The organism is Calothrix anomala FACHB-343 (assembly GCF_014696435.1).
Taxonomy (GTDB): Bacteria; Cyanobacteriota; Cyanobacteriia; order Cyanobacteriales; family Nostocaceae; genus Aulosira; species Aulosira anomala_A.
Genome location: NZ_JACJQG010000006.1, coordinates 104,631 through 124,427, shown reverse-complemented (window position 1 = coordinate 124,427; position 19,797 = coordinate 104,631). Strand labels below are relative to the sequence as shown.

Sequence of the window (19,797 nt, the reverse complement as noted above, 5' to 3'; positions counted from 1 at the left end):
GCATTCAAATTTTATTCATTTGCAAGTAATTAAAAAAGGTTAGAAAACTCTATTTTTTGGCTGTATATTTTTGGTATATACTGAAAATATGCGCTTTGAATGGGATGCGAACAAAAAACGTCGCAATGAACAAAAACACAAAGTTTCTTTTGAAGAAGCTGCCACTGTTTGGACTGATCCTTTGGCTTTAATTGCTCCCGATCCGCAACATTCTCTTGAAGAAGAGAGAGAATGGATTATTGGAGAGTCTCACCAAGGTCGGTTATTAGTTGTTGTTTATACCATGAGAGAAGAGACGATTAGAATTATTAGTACCAGACTTGCAACAAAACGGGAGCGTCAACAATATGCCGAAGAGAGTTGAATTTCCTTTTGCTCATGCTAGAAGAATTAGCCCAGAAGAAGTACTAGCTGCGGAACAAGCTATTCAAGAACAATTTGGCATAAATTCAACTCGGCGTGGAAGACCAATTAAAAACGAAACAGAAAAATATCAATCTGTTTCAATTAGGCTACATCCAAAAGTGATTGCTTGGGCAAAATCCGAAGCAGAAAAACAGGGAGTTGGCTATCAAACTATTATTAATGAGGCACTCCTAAAATTATCTACTTGAAGCGATCGCCTTTTTAGTTAATTAATCTCAAGCTCAATTTAATGGACTGACACACCAAGGGGGTTTTCATTTTTTGTGACACTTGCGTCAGTCCTATTTAAAAATAAATTCCTGCATTATTCTTTGCGCCTTGGCATCGTTGCATAAGAAAAATTTTATTCAACAGATGAACCCGCTAAGATAAAAAGTCAAGAAGTCTTAATTTTCGTTAAAGTGGGATAACAATCAAAGTGTGAGGGTTGATACTGTATGCGAGTCCTGCTGGTGTATCCAATATTTCCAAAAACCTTTTGGTCTTACGAAAAAATTTTGGACTTAGTCGATCGCAAGGTTTTGTTACCACCTTTGGGTTTAGTCACAGTGGCGGCGATTCTCCCTCAAGAATGGGAATATAAACTCGTGGATCGCAATATTCGCCCAGCTACCGAAGCAGAATGGGCTTGGGCTGATATAGTCATTTTCTCCGCCATGATTGTCCAGAAACAGGACTTACTCGACCAAATTCAAGAAGCAAAGCGGCGTGGTAAGTTAGTAGCTGTGGGCGGCCCCTATCCCACCTCTACACCCCATGAATTGCAAAATGTCGGCGCAGATTTTCTTATCCTCGATGAAGGGGAAATTACCTTACCGATGTTTGTCGAAGCAGTGCAACGGGGCGAGACTTCGGGAACTTTCCGCACCAGCGAAAAACCAGATGTCACTACCACACCAGTACCCCGCTTTGATTTATTAGAACTTAATGCTTACGATATGATGTCCGTGCAGTTTTCGCGCGGTTGTCCGTTCCAATGCGAATTCTGTGACATTATTGTTCTCTATGGTCGCAAACCGCGTACCAAAACACCAGCCCAATTGTTAGCTGAATTAGATTACCTTTATGAATTGGGTTGGCGACGGGGCGTGTTTATGGTTGACGATAACTTTATCGGTAACAAGCGCAATGTGAAATTGTTGCTGAAAGAGTTAAAAGTCTGGATGGAAGAACATCAATATCCCTTCCGCTTTGATACTGAAGCTTCGGTAGATCTAGCCCAAGATCCCGAATTATTGGAGTTGATGGTTGATTCTGGTTTCTCTGCGGTATTTTTGGGAATTGAAACCCCGGATGAAGATAGCTTACAACTGACAAAAAAGTTTCAAAATACCCGTAGTTCCCTGACTGATGCGGTGCAAACTATCGTCAAAGCTGGATTGCGCCCAATGGCTGGGTTTATCATCGGTTTTGATGGGGAAAAAGCAGGTGCAGGCGATCGCATTGTCCGGTTTGCGGAACAAGCAGCCATTCCTTCTACTACCTTCGCTATGTTACAAGCGCTACCTAATACAGCCTTGTGGCATCGCCTGAAAAAAGAAGGTAGATTACGGGAAAACAGAGACGGGAACATCAACCAAACTACTTTGATGAACTTTGTACCTACCCGTCCTCTAGAAGATATTGCCAGAGAATATATTGAAGCTTTCTGTGCTTTATACGACCCCGTGAAATATTTAGATCGGACTTATCGCTGCTTTTTAATGATGGGTGCGCCACGTTGGAAAGCACCATTTAAATGGCCAGAATTGGTAGTAATCAAAGCACTATTGATTGTAATTTGGCGACAAGGTATTAAACGCGAAACCCGTTGGAAATTCTGGCATCACTTGTTTAGCATTATCAAGCATAACCCAGGAGTAGCCGAGCATTATATTTCTGCTTGTGCCCATAACGAACATTTTCTCGAATATCGCCAAATTGTCCGCGATCAAATTGAAAGCCAGCTAGCAGAATATCTCGCACAAGGTGCAGAAACACCCTATGTAGTACCTGTGAAAGAAAAAGCTGAAGTTGTCGCTAGTTAATTATCCAGAAAAGCAGAGGGCATAAAGCAAAAGCCTGTCCTCTGCCTTTAACACCCCAGCGTTCATTACTAGGAATTACGCACAAAATTTCTCAATCTCTTATTCCTCTGCGGTTTATTCATACCAATTTAAAAAGAATACGACAGATTGTAGGGACATGGCACTGCCATGTCCTTCTTCAATATTTGCTATGTCGCCAATATTATTTGCCAATACAGTTCAGTTAGCGCCAAAAACCTTAAGCTGCGTAGGTTGGGTTGAGGAACGAAACCCAACATTTTCATCGGTTTGTTGGGTTTCACTTCGTTCAACCAAACCTACAATTATCCTTAACTGAACCGTATTGTATTATTTGCTAGATACGCGAGTAACGAAAATGCAGCCTGAGTAGACGTAACCAACGCATCCAAACAAGTGAAGGTTGTTCAAAAAATGTGAAGATATCTCCGAAACCTTGGTTTGTTTTTTGATGGTGTAACCAATGTCTTTCAGGAGTAGTAATAAAGAGAACTTGGCACAAAATAGTGACAAATTTGGGGGTTTTCCAATCCAGAACACTAATATGTCTCCACCATACATGCAATTGACCTAAAATCAGCCCAGAAATCACGCCAATTGGAGAAAACGACCACAAAATCAAAGCCATTAATAAATAAGGTAAAGCACCCAAAATACCATCTAATAAAACTTGGGTATTTAAAGTCAAAATTGCATAATGGCGAAAGTCTTTCTTCCAACAATGATGGGTTTTTAGGTGGAGGCTACCAAAAACATGCTCGGGAACGTGGTAAACAAAAGTTGATAATAAATCACCAAAAAACAATAATAACCAAGCAACTGCGATCGCCTCTAACATTTGTACTCCTCACATCAAATTAAGAAAACTCCAAAACGAAAATGCAGATGTCATACTGAAAATGTAGACACTGCTCACATCAATTCGTAATTACGAAACTTTTAGAAAGTTGGTAGAACAGTAGCTATAGCAAAATGCTACTCACTAAAACCAGAGAAGCATCGATTCTGAAATTTATTCACACAGCATTATTCAGGGAATTCTGCAACACAATTTCCTCTAATTTCTGCTATCTATCGCTATCCGATTTGATTTTTTCAAAAACTCTAATTTTGATTTTGTCTCTGGGGTGATGGGACAAATACATCTTAACTCCAATCGGAATACCGTATCTTAGCATATTAACATCACAATCTTCTTATTAAGACTGACAGTATTAGCAAAGATTGAGTTAAAATTGGTAAAAATTTAGGTTAAGATATTTTGTGAAAGTGTTGAGACTTAATATTAGTTGCTAAAGGCGATCGCCTAAATATTATAACTATAAATATTACCAAACCATAATCAGATTTTTACCAAATCTTACTATGTCAAATCTAAAACCCCATTAAATAGTAGGGAGTAGAGAAATTGATTGACTTTAACCAAATCCAAGTTTTAACATTCGATTGTTACGGTACGCTAATTGACTGGGAAAGTGGTATTTTATCAGCAATCAAGCCAATTTTCTCTGCTAAAGGGCATAACTTAGGTGAGGAAAATATTTTGCAATTATTCGCCAAATTTGAGGCGGAAATTCAGCAAGGAGAATATTTAACTTATCGGGAAGTTCTGAAAAGAGTAATTCAGAAATTTGGCGAACATTTTAACTTTGTTGTTTCTACTGAAGAATTATATGCGCTGGCTGATTCGATTCGGTATTGGCTACCGTTTCCCGATACAGTTAAGGCGTTGAAAGTGCTGAAGCAGAAATATAAACTGGCAATTATTTCTAATGTCGATGATCATCTCTTTGCTTTTTCTGCAGAATATTTAGAAGTAGAATTTGACTGGATTATTACCGCAGAGCAGGTAAAAAGCTACAAACCATCGCTGAATAATTTTACAGTGGCGATAGAGAGAATTAATCTACCTAAAGAACAGATATTACATGTAGCTGGCAGTATTTATCATGATATTGTGCCAGCAAAATCTTTAGGAATATCAACAGTTTGGGTAAATCGCAGAGCAGGTAAAGAAGGTGCTGGTGCTAGTTTACCAGTAGTTGCTCAGGCTGATTTAGAAGTAGCAGATTTGCAGACTCTCGCCATTTTAAGTACAGGTTCTGAGGATTAATTACTGCTGTGGGTAAAATCTTCATGTCTGATTGGGAATACTCAATCAAGGCGTGTGAGGATGAATAATGGCAGAAGAACGGGCGTATTGGTTAGCTTGGGCGGAAATTTCCGGGATTGGCCCTGTATTACTCAGGCGCTTGCAACAGCATTTTGGTACGCTGGCGACAGCTTGGAAAGCTACGGCGGCGGAATTGGCTCAGGTAGAGGGTTTTGGGACGCAGACATTAGAAAAGGTAGTAAAACAGCGATCGCGTCTCAATCCAGAGCAACTACTGCTCAAGCACGAAGCAGAAAACCCCCATTTTTGGACGCCAGCAGACGCAGATTATCCCCGCTTGCTTTTAGAAACACCCAGTCCCCCTGCAAGTTTGTACTATCGCGGGGAAGTAGAATTACAAGAAAATCTGGGAAACATACCTTTAGTCGGGATTGTGGGGACTCGTCAACCTTCAGATTATGGTATCCGTTGGACTCGCCAAATTAGCACAGCTTTAGCCAAAAACGGCTTCACAGTAGTTTCGGGAATGGCTGAGGGAATTGACACCGAAAGTCACCTAGCCACGATGAAAGCCGGTGGAAGAACGATCGCAGTTTTAGGTACAGGTGTTGATGTCATCTATCCACCAAAAAATCGAGATTTGTACAAACAGATTTTGACTTCAGGATTAGTAATAAGTGAATATCCCGCGAAAACGCCACCAGATCGCAGTCATTTTCCTCGCCGCAATCGCATTATTGCAGGTTTGAGTCGGGCGATTTTAGTCATAGAAGCACCTTTAAAATCAGGCGCATTAATTACTGCTACCTACGCTAACGATTTTGGTAGAGATGTTTATGCATTACCTGGAAGATTAGACGATATACCATCTCAAGGATGTTTAAAATTAATTAGTCAAGGCGCTTCCATAATTCTTAAAGAACTTGATGAACTGTTAAAAATGCTGGGAGCAATACCAAAATTAGATGTAATTACAGAATCATCCGCACCGCAGCAATTAACTTTGCCAAATTTAGCGCCAGAATTGCAACAGGTAATAGATACTTTAGCCTGTGATGCCTTACCTTTTGATTTTATTGTGCAAAAAACTGGCTTGAATACAGGCTCAGTTTCTAGCGCTTTATTACAGTTAGAATTAATGGGTTTGGTTACTCAGCTTCCAGGAATGCGATATCAGAAAACATAATATCTCCCTGAACAAGCGATCGCTTTTATTGTAGAGTAGGGAATCTTTCTTGAAGCGAGATCTGCGATCGCGTTGCAGCGTTTAACTAAGTCGGTGCAATAAAACCAAACTATGTGAAGAAAAGTAAATAAGGCTCAAACTCTTTCTCCCCCTGCTCCCTGCCCCCTCTCCCCCTATCCCCAAAGGGGGCCCCGAGTCCCCCTGCCTTATTCCAACAATAATTATTTACGCCGACCTACTTGGTTACCTTCGATACATTAAAGGAGGAAATTATCCAATGGATTCACTAAAAGCTCAGTACAGAAACATTATTGAAAAAGTCCTGCAAGATTATGCTGATTTTTTAGGTAGTGATGAGGATGTTGAAATAGAATTAGTTTTCGATAGAGAGCGCGATCGCTATCTTTTAGTAGAAGCTGGCTGGCAAAATGGTTATCGTATATACGGAAATTTGCAACACATTAACATGGTTGATTGTAAACTTTGGATTCAGCATGATGGTACAGAAGATGGTGTTGCTGTAGATTTAGTGGCGGCGGGAATTCCTAAAGAGCAGATTGTGTTAGGTTTTAGAACCCTAGAACAAAGGAAACTTACAGAGTTTGCAGTTTCGTAAGTCAAATAAATATTAATTCGTAATTCATCATTAACAATTCAATAATTAATCCTGAATGATGCATCAATTAATTTTAGGTACAAGCCCCTTAATTTATGATTCAATCCTGGGGATTTATCTCTGAGGTGATAATTACGAATTACGAATTTTTGTGACAAGTGTCTGCTAATAGCGTTTGAGTGTGATTATGCGATCGCAACTGACAGCAGTTTTCACCTATTTGAACCACATCTATCGTAGGGAACATCAGTAAAATTATTGTATGTACCAAAAGATTGTCGGTGCCGTGCCCCTACAGCATGGTCTATTTACCTGAAAATAGCTGTAACTACAAAATTTAACGTTCGCCATATTCCATCCCATTAGCATCAGCATAGCGATACATAAACCGCATAAATCTTTCCCAACTATCGTCTTGCTCAATTTCAAATTTACATTCAACTTTCTTTAGTTCATCGCCTTCATCACCACCAAAAATGAAGCGCGTAGAAGAAGGTGTCACATTAATTTCGCCTTCTTCATCAGTTAATCGTAAGGAATTTAAAGACGGTTTAGTAAAGCTATTAAACCCTTCTAAGGCTTGTAATTTTTCAAAAAACATCACAACAATACGCTTCCCGGTGCGGACTTCCCGCCGCAAACTGACATTACTTAGTTCTTCACTAAGTCCAGCAAAAAATTCGATTGTGGGTGTAGTTGGTTCCATGTTAAATGAAGGATGAAATGTAAAGTATTGAAAATAAAATGGAAAATCAAGCTTTCCATTCTCATTTTCAACCTTGAGGGTAATTACTTATCCTTTTTTTCATACTTCATTATCTTTCTGTTAACCTACAGTCAACAGTGAATAGTCAATGGTCAATAGTCAATGGTCAATAGTCAACATTACCTGGGTGGATAATATGTGGGGTTCATCATTGGTGATGATGGGTAAACAGTGTTAGGCATAGGGTTGACCATACCGTTAGGATAAGGAGTCATCACTGGGGGTGGGTAACTATTCATAGGTACAGTCGGAGCCATCATCGGTGACTGATAACCTGTTGCGGGCATAGTATTTACCGGCATAGTATTTGTGGGTATATTGCTTGTCGGTATGTTGTTTGTGGGTATATTGCTTGTGGGTATATTGGGTGCTGTGTTATTGGGTGCGAGATTATTTTGGCTAAATTGTTGATAAGCTGTGCGAGAAATGGCACTAATTAATTTTTGCGCACGGGAGTCGTTGTTAGGTCTTTGGATCATCACTGCGGCTATGTAGCGTTTGCCTGTTGGGATATCAACTAAACCTGCATCTGCTAGCATTGTGCCGATGTCGCCTGTTTTGTGAGCAATGGTAGCACCTGCTCCTAAACCAGATGGTAACAACTCATCTCTTTGGGTTTGGCGCATAATATCCAGCAAGCGATCGCGCGATCGCATACTCACCAAATTCCCTTGATGTACCATCGCCATTAATGTGGCTAATTCCTTGGGACTAGTTGTATTTGTTCCTTGTAAATCTGGAAGTGGATTGCGAATAGCTGTAGTTGTTAAACCCCAACTGCGGAACCGTTGATTCAGCGATTCTATACCTCCCAGTCGCGCAATCAATATATTTGTAGCTGTATTGTCGCTGATGGTAATCATCTTGCTGACGACTTCTAAAGCATTAAATTTAGTTCCGGCTGGCTTGTATTGCATATTACCAGAACCACCTGCGATCGCTTGCTGCTCCATCGTCAGCATTTCATCAAGGCGGATTTTCCCTGCATCCAAATCTTGGAAAAAAGCTACTAAAATGGGAATTTTAATGGTACTAGCTGCGGGAAAGCTGGCGTTGCTATTGATATCTACATAACTACCTGTATCCAAATCTACTAACATCACTCCTGGTGTGAGATTTGGATTGGCTGCTACAAGATTTTGTACAGCGCTTTTTAACTGGAAATTTTCCTGAGATAAATTTAATCCTGCAGGCGTTCCCCCATTGGGAGTATTTTGGTTTTGGGATTGTCCGACATTGGTATTAGCTGGTGCTGATGGATTAGGAGCCATGCGCGTAGCGGGGTCTAACACCGACAGCAGCGTCCCCATAATTGCGCCGATACCAACTCCCACAATTAACAACCGCATGGTGTACAACAAAGTTCTGGCCATTGGCTTTAAACGTGTTTTACGCGATCGCACTGTAGTTCTACTACCTCTAGGCGATCGCGGATCTACCCGTACTGTCTTCATCTTCACAGTACCAGATTGTACTTGAGGATCTGCTACCCTTGTTCTCGGTATGGGTTTGACCGCCGCCGGCATTACCAGTCCAGTTTTTGACGCATTTTTTGACCTGGATACCCCAGTCGCCATTGGGGAAGAATTAACAGGCTTGGTTATATATGTAATTTGCGTTTCTTTCGCAACGCCACGCTTTTGATTAGGCGCTTTGACTTTCTTTGCTTCCTCTTTTTGCACTTTACGCCTTGGACGTTGGCTGCGGTTTCCGGTTGGACGCCGCGAGAAAGCTCTGAGTTTGTCACTTGATTCTGACACCGCTACTCCTTGTGACCCACTTGATGGTTTTCCTGCTGACTCCCGACCCAAAACTCACTCCTCAAGTACTTTAATACTTTTATATTGAATTCACTTTTTGCCAGTAAGTAGCATTTTTGTGTTTAGTTTAAGCTATATTATCTATTTTGGGAGGGTGAATGGGTACATATTAACGTAAGTTCCTTTCCTTAATTGCGCAATATCAAAGACAAAGCAAAATACAACTGACAATTGTACAGACGCGATTAATGGAATTGTACAGACGCGATTAATCGCGTCTCTACTGACGATTATTAAGAATCGCCCATTCTATCTGCCGCAAAATACCTCTTAACATTGCTACTTCGGTTGTTTGCAGCTGTGTACGGTTATATAGTTGGCGAAATTTCTCCATCCTGCTAGTTGCTGTATGTGGATAAAGATAACCAATTTTGAGCAGTAAAGATTCTAATTGTTGATAATAGGCTTCCACCATATCCCAAGATGCGAGTTCTGGGGATGTTGTAGACTCAGTTACTGGCTGCGCTGTTAATTGTGCTAATTCATAACAGCAAATACCCACAGCCGTAGCTAAATTTAAAGATTGATAACTTTCATGGGTGGGAATCTGCACGAACTTCTGTGCATAGTTTAATTCTTCGTTGCTTAATCCTCGGTCTTCTCTGCCAAAAATTAAAGCTACTGGTTTTTCTGGTTCTTCGAGCAACCAAGGTAAAGCTGTGCGCGGGTTTTCTAAAGGAATTTTCCAACTGCTAACTCTACCGGTGGTGGCTATTATCCTGACACATCCTTGCAAAGCCTCCGGTAATGTCTGCACAACTACCGCAGATTCTAAAATTTCCTTAGCATGAACCGCCATTTTCATTGCATCTGGTGACAGGCGATCGCATTGGGGATTGACGATAATTAGCTGATTTAGTCCGAAATTTTTCATTACCCGCGCGATCGCACCCAGGTTTAAGGGGCCAGCTGGCTCGACTAATACAATTCTTAATCCAGCTAATCCCATTGTTCTACCTCCCGCCATCTGCTCTGAATCTACTTGCACAATAGTTCAGAAGTTACCGCCAAGACAAGGGAAAGGCAAGACCTAGAGGCATCAACCGCGCTTATATCCACATCCACAAGGAGATGGGGTTTTACGCGCGATCAATAAAGTACCTTTAGGATTAGCTTTTCTATTTTAAAAGATAACTATTCTCCAAAACTGCGACTTTTGGGAATTCGTCTCTGGCGGTATTGAGATAATGCTCAACCTAATTATTGGTAGATTTTGCGCAAAAATATTAAAATTTAGGAAAATGTCAGGCTACGATCAATGTCTGCTAGAGATAAATTTCATCAAGCTGTCAAACAAGGCTTACAAAAAGAGGGATGGGTAATTACTCACGATCCATTACGTATTGAATTCGGTGAAGAGGATAAAATCTCTATCGACTTAGGAGCAGAGCAAGTTTTAGGAGCAGAAAAAGCTGAACAAAAAATAGCTGTAGAAATCAAAAGTTTTTTAAGTGATTCAGCTATTTTTGATTTTCATCTAGCGTTGGGACAATTTCTGAATTATCGGCTAGTATTAGAAGAAACGGAACCAGAACGAATTTTATATTTGGCTGTACCTATTGAAGCTTATGAATCCTTCTTTTATCGAGACTTACCAAAAGCATCTGTTAAAAAATATCAAATTAAATTAATAATTTATGATTCATTAAATGAGGCGATTATCAAATGGATAAATTAACTAATTACCGCCAATATATTCAGGAATTATTAACAGAAGAGTCTCAAGGAAAAACTCTAGGGGGAGATATTGAATCTGAAACTATATTTGATATAGCAAATGACAGATATTTATTGATCGACTTGGGATGGAAAGGACATCGACGCATTTATAATTGTCTGCTTCATGTAGAAATTAGAAAAGATAAAATTTGGATTCAACGCAATCAAACTGATACAGTAATTGCTGATAAGTTAATGGCTAAAGGTGTTGCCAAAGAAGATATTATATTAGGGCTTCAGCCTCCCTATGTTCGAGAATATACTAAATTTGGGGTTCATTAAATAAGATTGCCTCAACTGAAAGCAGATTACTACGGGTATAATCGAGTAGTAAATTAAAAATATTGAGTTAATTTTCTTATCAACTAAGAACTGGAAATTTATAAATTGTATATTGGTCGATTATATAAGGCAATTAAATTAATGTTCTGGCTCAAAAGCACGCCTCAAGGAGTACAATATCCGAGATTTGATTAACAATGCTGCATCCCATGCCGATCAGAAGAACCAGAAAATTACGGTTGCTGAAAGTAATCAAAAATTTCGTAATTTTACTATTAGTCTTGGTACTATTATTACTAGGATTTATTACTTATAATGTACGTCAATCCTTTCCTGTAGAAAATGGCGCGATCGCACTTACAGGACTAAAAGCTGAGGTAACTGTCCAGCGCGATCGCTGGGGTGTTCCCCACATTTACGCAGCCAATTCTCACGATCTATTTATGGCGCAAGGATACATCCACGCTCAAGACCGGTTTTGGCAAATGGACTTTTGGCGACATATAGGTTCTGGACGACTTGCAGAAATGTTTGGTTCTTCCCAAATCGCCACAGATAAGTATTTGCGGACAATGGGTTGGGCGAGGATAGCGCAGCAAGAAATCGCACAAGTAAATGCAGAGATGAAGGGATATCTGCAAGCTTATGCGGATGGGGTTAACGCTTATTTAGCAGAGCATCAAGGCAGCAAACTCAGTCTCGAATATGCAGTGTTGAAATTCCTCAATCCTGGGTATAAACCAGAACCTTGGCAAATGCTCCATTCTCTCACTTGGGGTAAAGTCATGGCTTACGACTTGGGGAGAAATTTTGAGCGGGAAATCGAACGCACTATTTTGCTAAAAACCTTAAATTTGGCGCAGGTAGAAGAACTTTTTCCCCCATATCCCCAAGATTTACCTGTGATTTTACCTGAGGAGCAAAAAAAGCAAACAGGAGAGGAAAAAAATTTTGACGAGACAGAATTGATTGCCTCAAGTATTGCCCAAGTAACAGCCGCAATTACCCCAGCTTTGCAATCCCTGACTCAGCCAATGTTAGCTGTAGAAGAATTAATCGGTTCGCGGGGAATTGGCATAGGTTCAAATAATTGGGTAATCTCAGGGAAACTGACAGCTACAGGTAAGCCCATTTTAGCCAATGACCCGCACTTGGCGGTGCAAATGCCTTCGATTTGGTATGAGGTGGGGTTACATTGTACAACCAAGACTGCGGAATGTCCTTATAACGTCACCGGCTTTTCCTTTGCGGGGATGCTAGGAGTAATTATCGGTCATAGCGATCGCATTGCTTGGGGTGTCACTAATGTTGAACCAGATGTAATGGATTTATACATTGAGAAAATCAACCCCAATAACCCCAACCAATATGAGGTAAATGGTAAATGGGTAGATATGCAACTAGTAAAAGAGACAATTAAAGTTGCCGGAAGTCAAGCAATCGTGCAAACAGTACGCTACACCAGACATGGCCCTATTCTCTCGGATGTTTCACCCAAGTTACAGCATTTACCAGGAAATCAGGGAATAGAAATTCCGCAACAATACGCTGTAGCTTTGCGCTGGACAGCTTTAGAACCATCAACTTTAGGATATGCGATTCCCTTGCTTAATCGAGCGCAAAATTGGCAAGATTTCCGCGCAGCAGCGAAAAATTATGATGTACCTGCCCAGAATCTAGTTTATGCTGATATTGATGGCAATATAGGCTATCAAATGCCGGGTAAATTCCCCATCCGCGCCAAGGGTAACGGGCGTTATCCCGTTCCTGGGTGGACTGATGAATATGAATGGCTAGGCTATATTGATTTTGAGCAATTACCTAAAAGTTTTAACCCGCCTCAAGGTTATATTGCTAGTGCTAACAATTTAGTCCAAACTAAATATCCTTATTTAATTACTACCGACTGGGTTTATGGCTATCGCGCCCAGCGAATTGTTGAAATGATTGCTCAGGCAAATCAACCTTTATCGCTGTTAGATGTAGAGTTGATTCAAGGCGATAACCGCAATTTGAATGCGCAAAATTTAGTCCCACTACTGAAAGATATTTCTCTAAATCAACCACATTTAGAAACAGCAAGACAATTACTCATTAATTGGGATCTGCAATTAGAAATGTCATCCCCTGCGGCTGCTTTGTTTGAGGTATTCTGGAAACATTTACTAGCAGATACCTTTCACGATCAATTACCTCAAGATTATTTTCCCGATGGAGGCGATCGCTGGTATGAAGTCATCAAAAATATTATTAAACAGCCAAATAGTAGCTGGTGGGACAATCGCAACACTCCACAAGTAGAAAATCGCGACAACATTCTGCAACAAGCGTTTACCGCAGCTGTATATGAATTAGAACAAATTCAAGGTAAAGATCCCAAGTCTTGGAACTGGGGAAATTTACATCGTATTACATTTCGTAACGCGACTTTAGGTAAATCTGGAGTGGCGATGATTGAGGCTTTATTTAATCGTGGTGCGTTTGCTACTGGAGGAAATGGGGAAACAGTAAATGCTAATCGTTGGAAAGCTAACAAATCTTTTGAAGTGACAGATATTCCTTCCCTGCGAATGATTGTAGATTTAAAAAATCTTGATAATTCCTTAGCTATTCATGCTCCCGGACAATCAGGTCATGCCTTTCATAAACATTATATTGATATGGTTGATCCTTGGCGCAAAATTGAATATCATTCCATGCTTTGGGAACAGGAAAATGTGAATGCGAATACTGCTGCAAAACTCAAGTTAACTCCCAAATTTGCCAATTGAGGTCATTAGTCATTAGTCATTAGTCATTACCAATTTGAAACAAGAATATGACATCTGGTAGGGGCACGGCACCGATAATCTTTTGGTACATACAATAATTTTACTGGTGCCGTGCCCCTACGACAGATGTGGTTCAAATAGGTGAAAACTGCTGTAATTTTGAATTTTGAATTTTGAATTTTGAATTTTGAATTGATTCATGTACTGCTCACTCAATGCCAATTTTCAATATAGGTAGCACTTTTTGCTTTAACAATTTAATTAAAGCTGGTTCCATATATTCATATTCATCGGGAATATTTAAACAAATCACGCGCTTATCTTTGAGAAAAGGCTGAAAATTTTGGGCTAATTTCTGTTTATGGGTTTTTTCCATGACAAAAATTATATCAGCCCATTCAATTGCTTCTGTCGATACGGGTACTTCTGCATAACGATCTAAACCGGCTGAATCTGTCTCGATACCTGCATATTCCGAAAATACCACTTCTGCTGTCGGACTCCGCAGTCGATTTTGGCTACATAAAAATAAAAGTTTTTTCATAAATTAATATTTCCAATTATTTTAAATTGTAAACATGAGATTTGTGAAAAAAGCGATCGCACTTACTCGCACTCACTTTTCAAATCATATATAACCTTATATTTGACAAGAAATGACAAACAATTGACAGATGGTAGCAATACACGATACATCATGAGTCAATCGTTCAATTGTTGAAGATGCCGAATTTCTTTCATTTTCAGTTTTATCAGCATCAGGAGGGATGACGGTGGATAGTAGTTTAATTCTATCTAACATCCTTAATCCGCCCATCCTGTTTTTCTTTTTGGGAATGGCTGCGGTTTTTGTCAAATCTGATTTAGAAATACCCGCACCTATACCCAAATTATTCTCGCTTTATTTACTGTTTGCGATCGGCTTTAAAGGCGGAGTAGAATTGATCAAAAGTGGCATTACACAAGAAGTTGTGTTGACGCTTTTCGCAGCAATGATGATGGCTTGTGTTGTGCCGATTTACACATTTTTCATCCTCAAACTCAAGCTGGATACTTACGATGCTGCGGCAATCGCTGCAACTTATGGTTCTATTAGTGCAGTCACTTTTATCACGGCTAGCGCATTTTTAACTGAGCTTGGTATTAGTTTTGATGGCTTCATGGTAGCAGCACTGGCTCTCATGGAATCCCCAGCCATAATAGTTGGACTCATCCTGGTGAATATATTTACAGTAGATGAAAAGCGGGAATTTTCTTGGTCAGAAGTGTTACAAGAAGCATTTCTAAATAGTTCTGTTTTTCTTCTCGTTGGTAGTTTGATAATTGGTGTGTTGACAGGAGAACATGGTTGGCATGTTTTAGAACCTTTTACTCAAGGTTTATTTTATGGCGTTCTCACTTTCTTTTTATTAGATATGGGATTAGTAGCCGCCAGAAGAATTAAAGACTTGCAAAAAACCGGACTATTCCTGATTTTATTTGCCATACTAATTCCCATAGTTAATGCCTGTATTGCCTTAACTATATCCAAATTCATTGGTATGTCTCAGGGAGATGCGTTACTGTTTGCTGTACTATGCGCCAGCGCCTCTTACATCGCTGTTCCTGCGGCTATGCGGATGACTGTTCCCGAAGCGAATCCTAGTTTGTACGTTTCTACAGCCTTAGCAGTCACATTTCCGTTCAACATTATTATCGGGATTCCGCTATATCTATACGGAATTAACCTATTTTGGAGGTAATAATATGCATTTAGTTAAAAAGATAGAAATTATCGCCAACTCTTTTGAACTTGCCAAAATATTAGATAGTTTAGATAAGTCAGGCGTACATGGTCATGCAGTCATTCGCGATGTTGCCGGTAAAGGATTACGCGGGACAACGGAAGATTTAGATATGACCATGCTGGATAATGTCTACATCATCGCCTTTTGTATGCCAGAACAACTCAAGCCTGTGGTGGAAAATATTCGCCCATTGCTCAACAAATTTGGCGGCACTTGTTACATTTCCGATGTCATGGAGATTCGCTCCATGAAATGTGTAGCGTCATTATAACAGACTAATAACACAATTTATGGAACGTCGTGACTTTTTAAAATGGGGAGCTACGGGGGTATTTGGTTTAACGCTGAGTACCAGCGATTTAATTTGGCACTTAAAACAAGCTCAAGCTGCCGAATTACACCCAGAAAGTCCCCCATCTCTGACTCCCGATGCTGCATTGCAAAAGCTGCTAGAGGGAAATCAGCGATTTGTGCAGCATCAACCCCAATACCCAGATCAATCAGCAGCGCGGTTGCTAGAAGTAGCACAAGCGCAACATCCATTTGCAACCATCCTCAGCTGTGCAGATTCGCGGGTTGCGCCAGAAATTCTGTTCGATCAAGGTATTGGCGATATCTTTGATGTCAGAATTGCGGGAAATATTGCCACACCAGAAGCACGTGGGAGTATTGAATATGCAGTTAGCTTACTAGGCTCACCCTTACTGATGGTACTAGGCCACGAGCGCTGTGGAGCAGTCACCGCCGCCGTGCAAAATGAAACCTTACTTGGCGATATTAGTACCTTTGTCAAAGCAATTAAGCCAGCTGCCGCCAAAGTAAAGGATCAGCCAGGTGACGCCGTGGATAACGCTGTCGTGGCGAATGTGCAATATCAAATCGAACGGTTAAAGCGATCGCCTCTGTTAAGCGATCGCCTCAACTCCGGTAAACTCAAAATAGTCGGCGGTCGTTACGATTTGGATACAGGAAAGGTAACTATCATCACTTAGCAAATTAACTTACTACTTAACCACATCAGTTATGAGGCTTGGTGATTGCTTAAATCCCCGACTTTTTCAAAAAGTCGGGGATTTTGCTTCTACTCACCAAAAAACGTACCAATTATAGATATTTATGATGCAATAGTTGTATGATTTTAGGACTTACGCAGTGTCAGATATTTTTCATGCTTTTTGTCAATGGTCAATAGTCCATAGTCCAAAAACTTGAATTTTGACCATTGACTTTTGACTTTTGACCACCCTGGTGAGGGTTTTTTTGTTCGGTGCGTAAGTCCTAGATTTTCTGATGCATCATACAAATTAGGTATTTATCAAATGTAAATTTCTCACTCTAGAGGAATCTACTGGAATTGGGTAAAAAATTGCTGACACATCAAACACAATTATAGGCTGTAAAGATGGCACAGCCTATAATAACAACTTGAAAAATTAAAAAAAATAGATGAATTCTGCACCCAAAGATAGAAATACATAAATAATTAAAGCAATACAATAATTACTAATTCTTAATTTGTAATTCCAATTTTTACGAGAAATTACTATGCTTAATTCACACAAAATCAAGGATAATACTCAAAACTTTGAGCTAAATCAAAGCCCTAATTAAGAATTACAGTTAATTTTCTAAATCAGCAGAACAAATAAAGGGGTATCAGCTTGAATATTTGGGACAAACCAGTCAGTTATAATTTAGAGATTGAAAATTTTGCTACTAGACAAGATTCTGTTTACGGTTTGGTAATAGCTCTGTTAATTATTAGTCTCTGGCTAGGTAGTCTAGTTTGGTTACTCAGCATCAACTATCAGCAAATGCCTCTTTGGTTGATACCAATTGCATTAATTTGGCAAACATTCCTCAGTACAGGACTATTTATTACTGCTCATGATGCTATGCATGGCTCAGTTTGTCGCAAAAATCCGCGAATTAATCATTTAATTGGGAAGATAGCTGTAACACTTTATGCTTTATTTCCCTATCAACAGCTTTTACAAAAGCATTGGTTACATCATAAACATCCCGCCAGCGAACTTGACCCAGATTTTCACGACCAAAACAGAAAAAGCGGCTTTTTTTGGTATCTTCACTTTATGATGGGATACTCAACTTGGAAACAATTACTCGGTTTTACAATCATCTTTAATTTTGCCAGATTTGCTTTGCACTTGTCCCTGACAAATCTCATCATTTTTTGGTGTATTCCACCAATTTTAAGTTCGATTCAATTATTTTACTTTGGGACATATTTACCCCATCGCGAACCTAAATCAGGATACATTTATCCTCATTGCACCCAAACAATAGAATTACCAACTTTTTGGTCATTTCTTGCTTGTTATCACTTCGGTTACCACCAAGAACATCATGAATATCCCCATGTAGCTTGGTGGCAACTTCCTGAAGTTTATCAAAGAAAGAAGGCAGAAGGCAGACGGCAGATGGCAGAAGGAGGATAAGGGAAGGAGGACAAGGAGGACAAGGGAGACAAGGGGGACAAGGGAGACAAATGACAATTGTACAGACGCGATTAATCGCTTCTCTAACAAATGACAAATGACAAATGACAAATGACAAATGACTAATGACTAATGACAATTAACTATTGCCTGCATCAAATATTGTGTCAAAGTAAAAGCATCTACACCTAATTCTGTACGCTCTTGGGCTGCTATAATTCCTGCTTGAGAATGCCACCAAGAAGCAGTGGCTACGACTTCTTCAATGGCTATTTGTTTTTTCATGGCTTGTGCTAATAATCCGCCCATTATTCCTGTTAAAACATCGCCGCTACCACCACGTGCTAAAGCTGGGGTACTGTTGGGATTTAGCCACAATGAACCGTGAGCATTAGCAATTAAAGTTCTCGCACCTTTTAACAAAACTATCGCCCCACTTTGTAAAGCTGCTTGACTCACAGCTTTGACTTTATCTTGTTGTATATCCGGAATATTGGGAAATAAACGCTTAAATTCCCCTTCATGGGGTGTAAGTATTGTGGGTGCTTGGCGTTTTTGTAAGGTGGAGATGGTTCCTATTTGTGCCAAGATATTTAAAGCATCAGCATCCAAAACTAAAGGACGTTTGCTTTCCATAACTTGTTGCACAATAGGTGTGGCATCAATTGTTAAACCAGGGCCAATTGCGATCGCATCAAAGGTACTTAAATCGGTTTTCTCTGGTAATTGTAAATGCGCGATCGCTCCTGTTTCTGTTTCTGGACAGCCAATTACCAAGGCTTCTGGTAAATGTGACACCAAAATCGGCTTGAGATATTCTGGTACAGCAATTGATAACATCCCCACACCACTAGCACGCGCACCCAAAGCCGTTAAAATTGCTCCCCCAGCGTAGCGATGAGAACCGCAAACTAGCAGTAAATGTCCTTCTTTGTATTTGTGGGTAACTGGACGACGGGGTAGGGGAAGATTTGCGATCGCTTTGGCTGTAGTAATGCGGGTAAATTTTGCTACATCTTTGAGAACTGCTTCTACATCCGCGATGGGGATATCAAAATCAATTAACTCTGCATTACCAAGATAATCTAAAGCACGATCCTGTAAAAAAGCTAGCTTCCATAAACCTAAGCAAAATGTATGGGTAGCGCGAATTGCTGTCCCTAAAGCCTCCCCTGTATCTGTATGTAAGCCGGAAGGTAAATCTATACTAAAAATTGGCTGTTTCCAGGTATTTAATTCATTAATAGCAACTGCAATCTTATCTTTCAGCTTTCTTTCTAAACCAAAGCCAAACAAGCCATCAACCAAGACATCGCAGTCTCGTAACTGCTCAACTGCTTGATAGCAGGGTATCCCCAAACTTTGAGCATATTGCAAATGCTTCCCGGTTAATTCTTTGAGCTTATTAAAAGGATTGTAAATCCAAACCTCATATCCGCGAAAATGTAATTCCCGCGCTACAACTAAAGCATCGCCGCCATTATGTCCCGGCCCCACTAACACCCCAACACGAGATTTTCCTGGGGGAATCATCGCCTCTAGACGACGGGAAATTAATCCGGCTACCTTTTCCATTAAAGCTACTACAGGCATTCCGGCGGCAAATATCCTCTCTTCAATTTCCCGCATCTGTGCTGCGGTAACTACAATTTGGGAAATTTCTGCTTCTCGATTTTGAAGATCCGTCATAAGTGGCAAGTCCTGAATGTGAAATGCTCAATTTTTAGCTGAGAGATGATGAATCAAAGTCCGGGACGATCCGCACATGATATAATTCTTCATATTAATTCTGAAAATTTTAAGTACC

19 protein-coding genes are annotated in these 19,797 nt (G+C 40.0%); 13 read left to right on the top strand and 6 right to left on the bottom strand.

The genetic code is table 11. From position 1 onward, the window contains the following. The first annotated feature begins 70 nt into the window (after window positions 1-70). From H6G08_RS04910 to H6G08_RS04900, 3 genes are all read left to right on the top strand, one after another. A complete protein-coding gene (locus tag H6G08_RS04910) occupies window positions 71-364 on the top strand; it encodes a BrnT family toxin (RefSeq protein ID WP_313941224.1) in 294 nt (97 codons plus the stop codon). Continuing rightward, the gene (locus tag H6G08_RS04905) at window positions 348-614 is read left to right on the top strand and encodes a BrnA antitoxin family protein (protein WP_190539242.1); all 267 of its coding nucleotides are present in this window, start codon (window positions 348-350) and stop codon (window positions 612-614) included. Before H6G08_RS04910 ends, H6G08_RS04905 begins: the two co-directional genes overlap by 17 nt. Window positions 615-863: 249 nt before the next feature. After that, the gene (locus H6G08_RS04900; protein ID WP_190539239.1) at window positions 864-2,453 is read left to right on the top strand and encodes a B12-binding domain-containing radical SAM protein; all 1,590 of its coding nucleotides are present in this window, start codon (window positions 864-866) and stop codon (window positions 2,451-2,453) included. A gap of 355 nt (window positions 2,454-2,808) precedes the next feature. On the opposite strand, the gene H6G08_RS04895 is transcribed toward H6G08_RS04900, so the two are convergent. Then, window positions 2,809-3,309 (bottom strand): sterol desaturase family protein, encoded by a 501-nt coding sequence (locus H6G08_RS04895; RefSeq protein WP_190539237.1) that lies wholly within the window; start codon window positions 3,307-3,309, stop codon window positions 2,809-2,811. Window positions 3,310-3,879: 570 nt separating this feature from the next. On the opposite strand from H6G08_RS04895, the gene H6G08_RS04890 reads away from it, so the two are divergent. The 3 genes from H6G08_RS04890 (at window position 3,880) to H6G08_RS04880 (ending at window position 6,386) form a co-directional block, all read left to right on the top strand. After that, complete coding sequence (locus H6G08_RS04890; RefSeq protein ID WP_190539235.1) at window positions 3,880-4,584, top strand: haloacid dehalogenase type II; 705 nt, start codon at window positions 3,880-3,882, stop codon at window positions 4,582-4,584. 67 nt (window positions 4,585-4,651) lie between these two features. Further along, on the top strand, window positions 4,652-5,770 hold the full coding sequence (gene dprA / locus H6G08_RS04885) for a DNA-processing protein DprA (protein ID WP_190539233.1): 1,119 nt from the start codon (window positions 4,652-4,654) through the stop codon (window positions 5,768-5,770). 277 nt (window positions 5,771-6,047) lie between these two features. Next, window positions 6,048-6,386, top strand: a complete 339-nt coding sequence (locus H6G08_RS04880; RefSeq protein WP_190539231.1) for a XisI protein — start codon at window positions 6,048-6,050, stop codon at window positions 6,384-6,386. Window positions 6,387-6,723: 337 nt separating this feature from the next. Here H6G08_RS04880 and psb28 read toward each other — a convergent pair whose 3' ends face one another. The 3 genes from psb28 to H6G08_RS04865 all read right to left on the bottom strand — a co-directional run bounded on the left by psb28 (window position 6,724) and on the right by H6G08_RS04865 (window position 9,921). Further along, window positions 6,724-7,092, bottom strand: coding sequence for a photosystem II reaction center protein Psb28 (gene psb28, locus H6G08_RS04875; RefSeq protein ID WP_096643920.1), 369 nt, complete (start codon window positions 7,090-7,092; stop codon window positions 6,724-6,726). A gap of 179 nt (window positions 7,093-7,271) precedes the next feature. After that, window positions 7,272-8,912 carry a serine hydrolase gene (locus H6G08_RS04870; protein ID WP_190539229.1) on the bottom strand — a complete coding sequence of 547 codons (1,641 nt, stop codon included), beginning with the start codon at window positions 8,910-8,912 and terminating at the stop codon, window positions 7,272-7,274. A 280-nt stretch (window positions 8,913-9,192) separates the two neighbouring features. Then, window positions 9,193-9,921, bottom strand: a complete 729-nt coding sequence (locus H6G08_RS04865) for an RNA methyltransferase (protein ID WP_190539315.1) — start codon at window positions 9,919-9,921, stop codon at window positions 9,193-9,195. A gap of 309 nt (window positions 9,922-10,230) precedes the next feature. On the opposite strand from H6G08_RS04865, the gene H6G08_RS04860 reads away from it, so the two are divergent. The 3 genes from H6G08_RS04860 to H6G08_RS04850 all read left to right on the top strand — a co-directional run bounded on the left by H6G08_RS04860 (window position 10,231) and on the right by H6G08_RS04850 (window position 13,744). Continuing rightward, on the top strand, window positions 10,231-10,650 hold the full coding sequence (locus H6G08_RS04860; RefSeq protein ID WP_190539227.1) for a XisH family protein: 420 nt from the start codon (window positions 10,231-10,233) through the stop codon (window positions 10,648-10,650). Next, window positions 10,638-10,973 carry a XisI protein gene (locus H6G08_RS04855; RefSeq protein ID WP_190539225.1) on the top strand — a complete coding sequence of 112 codons (336 nt, stop codon included), beginning with the start codon at window positions 10,638-10,640 and terminating at the stop codon, window positions 10,971-10,973. The genes H6G08_RS04860 and H6G08_RS04855 overlap by 13 nt, the downstream gene beginning before the upstream one ends. 209 nt (window positions 10,974-11,182) lie before the next feature. Further along, the gene (locus H6G08_RS04850) at window positions 11,183-13,744 is read left to right on the top strand and encodes a penicillin acylase family protein (RefSeq protein WP_242046065.1); all 2,562 of its coding nucleotides are present in this window, start codon (window positions 11,183-11,185) and stop codon (window positions 13,742-13,744) included. 208 nt (window positions 13,745-13,952) lie between these two features. Here the strand turns inward: H6G08_RS04850 and H6G08_RS04845 are convergent, their stop codons facing one another. Further along, complete coding sequence (locus H6G08_RS04845; protein WP_190539221.1) at window positions 13,953-14,288, bottom strand: low molecular weight protein tyrosine phosphatase family protein; 336 nt, start codon at window positions 14,286-14,288, stop codon at window positions 13,953-13,955. 229 nt (window positions 14,289-14,517) lie between these two features. Between H6G08_RS04845 and H6G08_RS04840 the strand changes: the two genes are divergently transcribed. The 4 genes from H6G08_RS04840 (at window position 14,518) to crtW (ending at window position 17,990) form a co-directional block, all read left to right on the top strand. Further along, window positions 14,518-15,486: a sodium-dependent bicarbonate transport family permease gene (locus H6G08_RS04840; RefSeq protein WP_190539219.1), complete on the top strand. Its 969-nt coding sequence runs from the start codon at window positions 14,518-14,520 to the stop codon at window positions 15,484-15,486. A gap of 4 nt (window positions 15,487-15,490) precedes the next feature. Beyond that, the gene (locus H6G08_RS04835; protein ID WP_096643925.1) at window positions 15,491-15,802 is read left to right on the top strand and encodes a P-II family nitrogen regulator; all 312 of its coding nucleotides are present in this window, start codon (window positions 15,491-15,493) and stop codon (window positions 15,800-15,802) included. Window positions 15,803-15,821: 19 nt separating this feature from the next. After that, window positions 15,822-16,523, top strand: a complete 702-nt coding sequence (locus H6G08_RS04830; protein ID WP_190539217.1) for a carbonic anhydrase — start codon at window positions 15,822-15,824, stop codon at window positions 16,521-16,523. 669 nt (window positions 16,524-17,192) lie between these two features. After that, window positions 17,193-17,990, top strand: coding sequence for a beta-carotene ketolase CrtW (gene crtW / locus H6G08_RS04825; protein ID WP_190539215.1), 798 nt, complete (start codon window positions 17,193-17,195; stop codon window positions 17,988-17,990). Window positions 17,991-18,119: 129 nt separating this feature from the next. On the opposite strand, the gene H6G08_RS04820 is transcribed toward crtW, so the two are convergent. Beyond that, window positions 18,120-19,679: an NAD(P)H-hydrate dehydratase gene (locus tag H6G08_RS04820; RefSeq protein ID WP_190539213.1), complete on the bottom strand. Its 1,560-nt coding sequence runs from the start codon at window positions 19,677-19,679 to the stop codon at window positions 18,120-18,122. Between the last annotated feature and the right edge of the window lie 118 nt (window positions 19,680-19,797).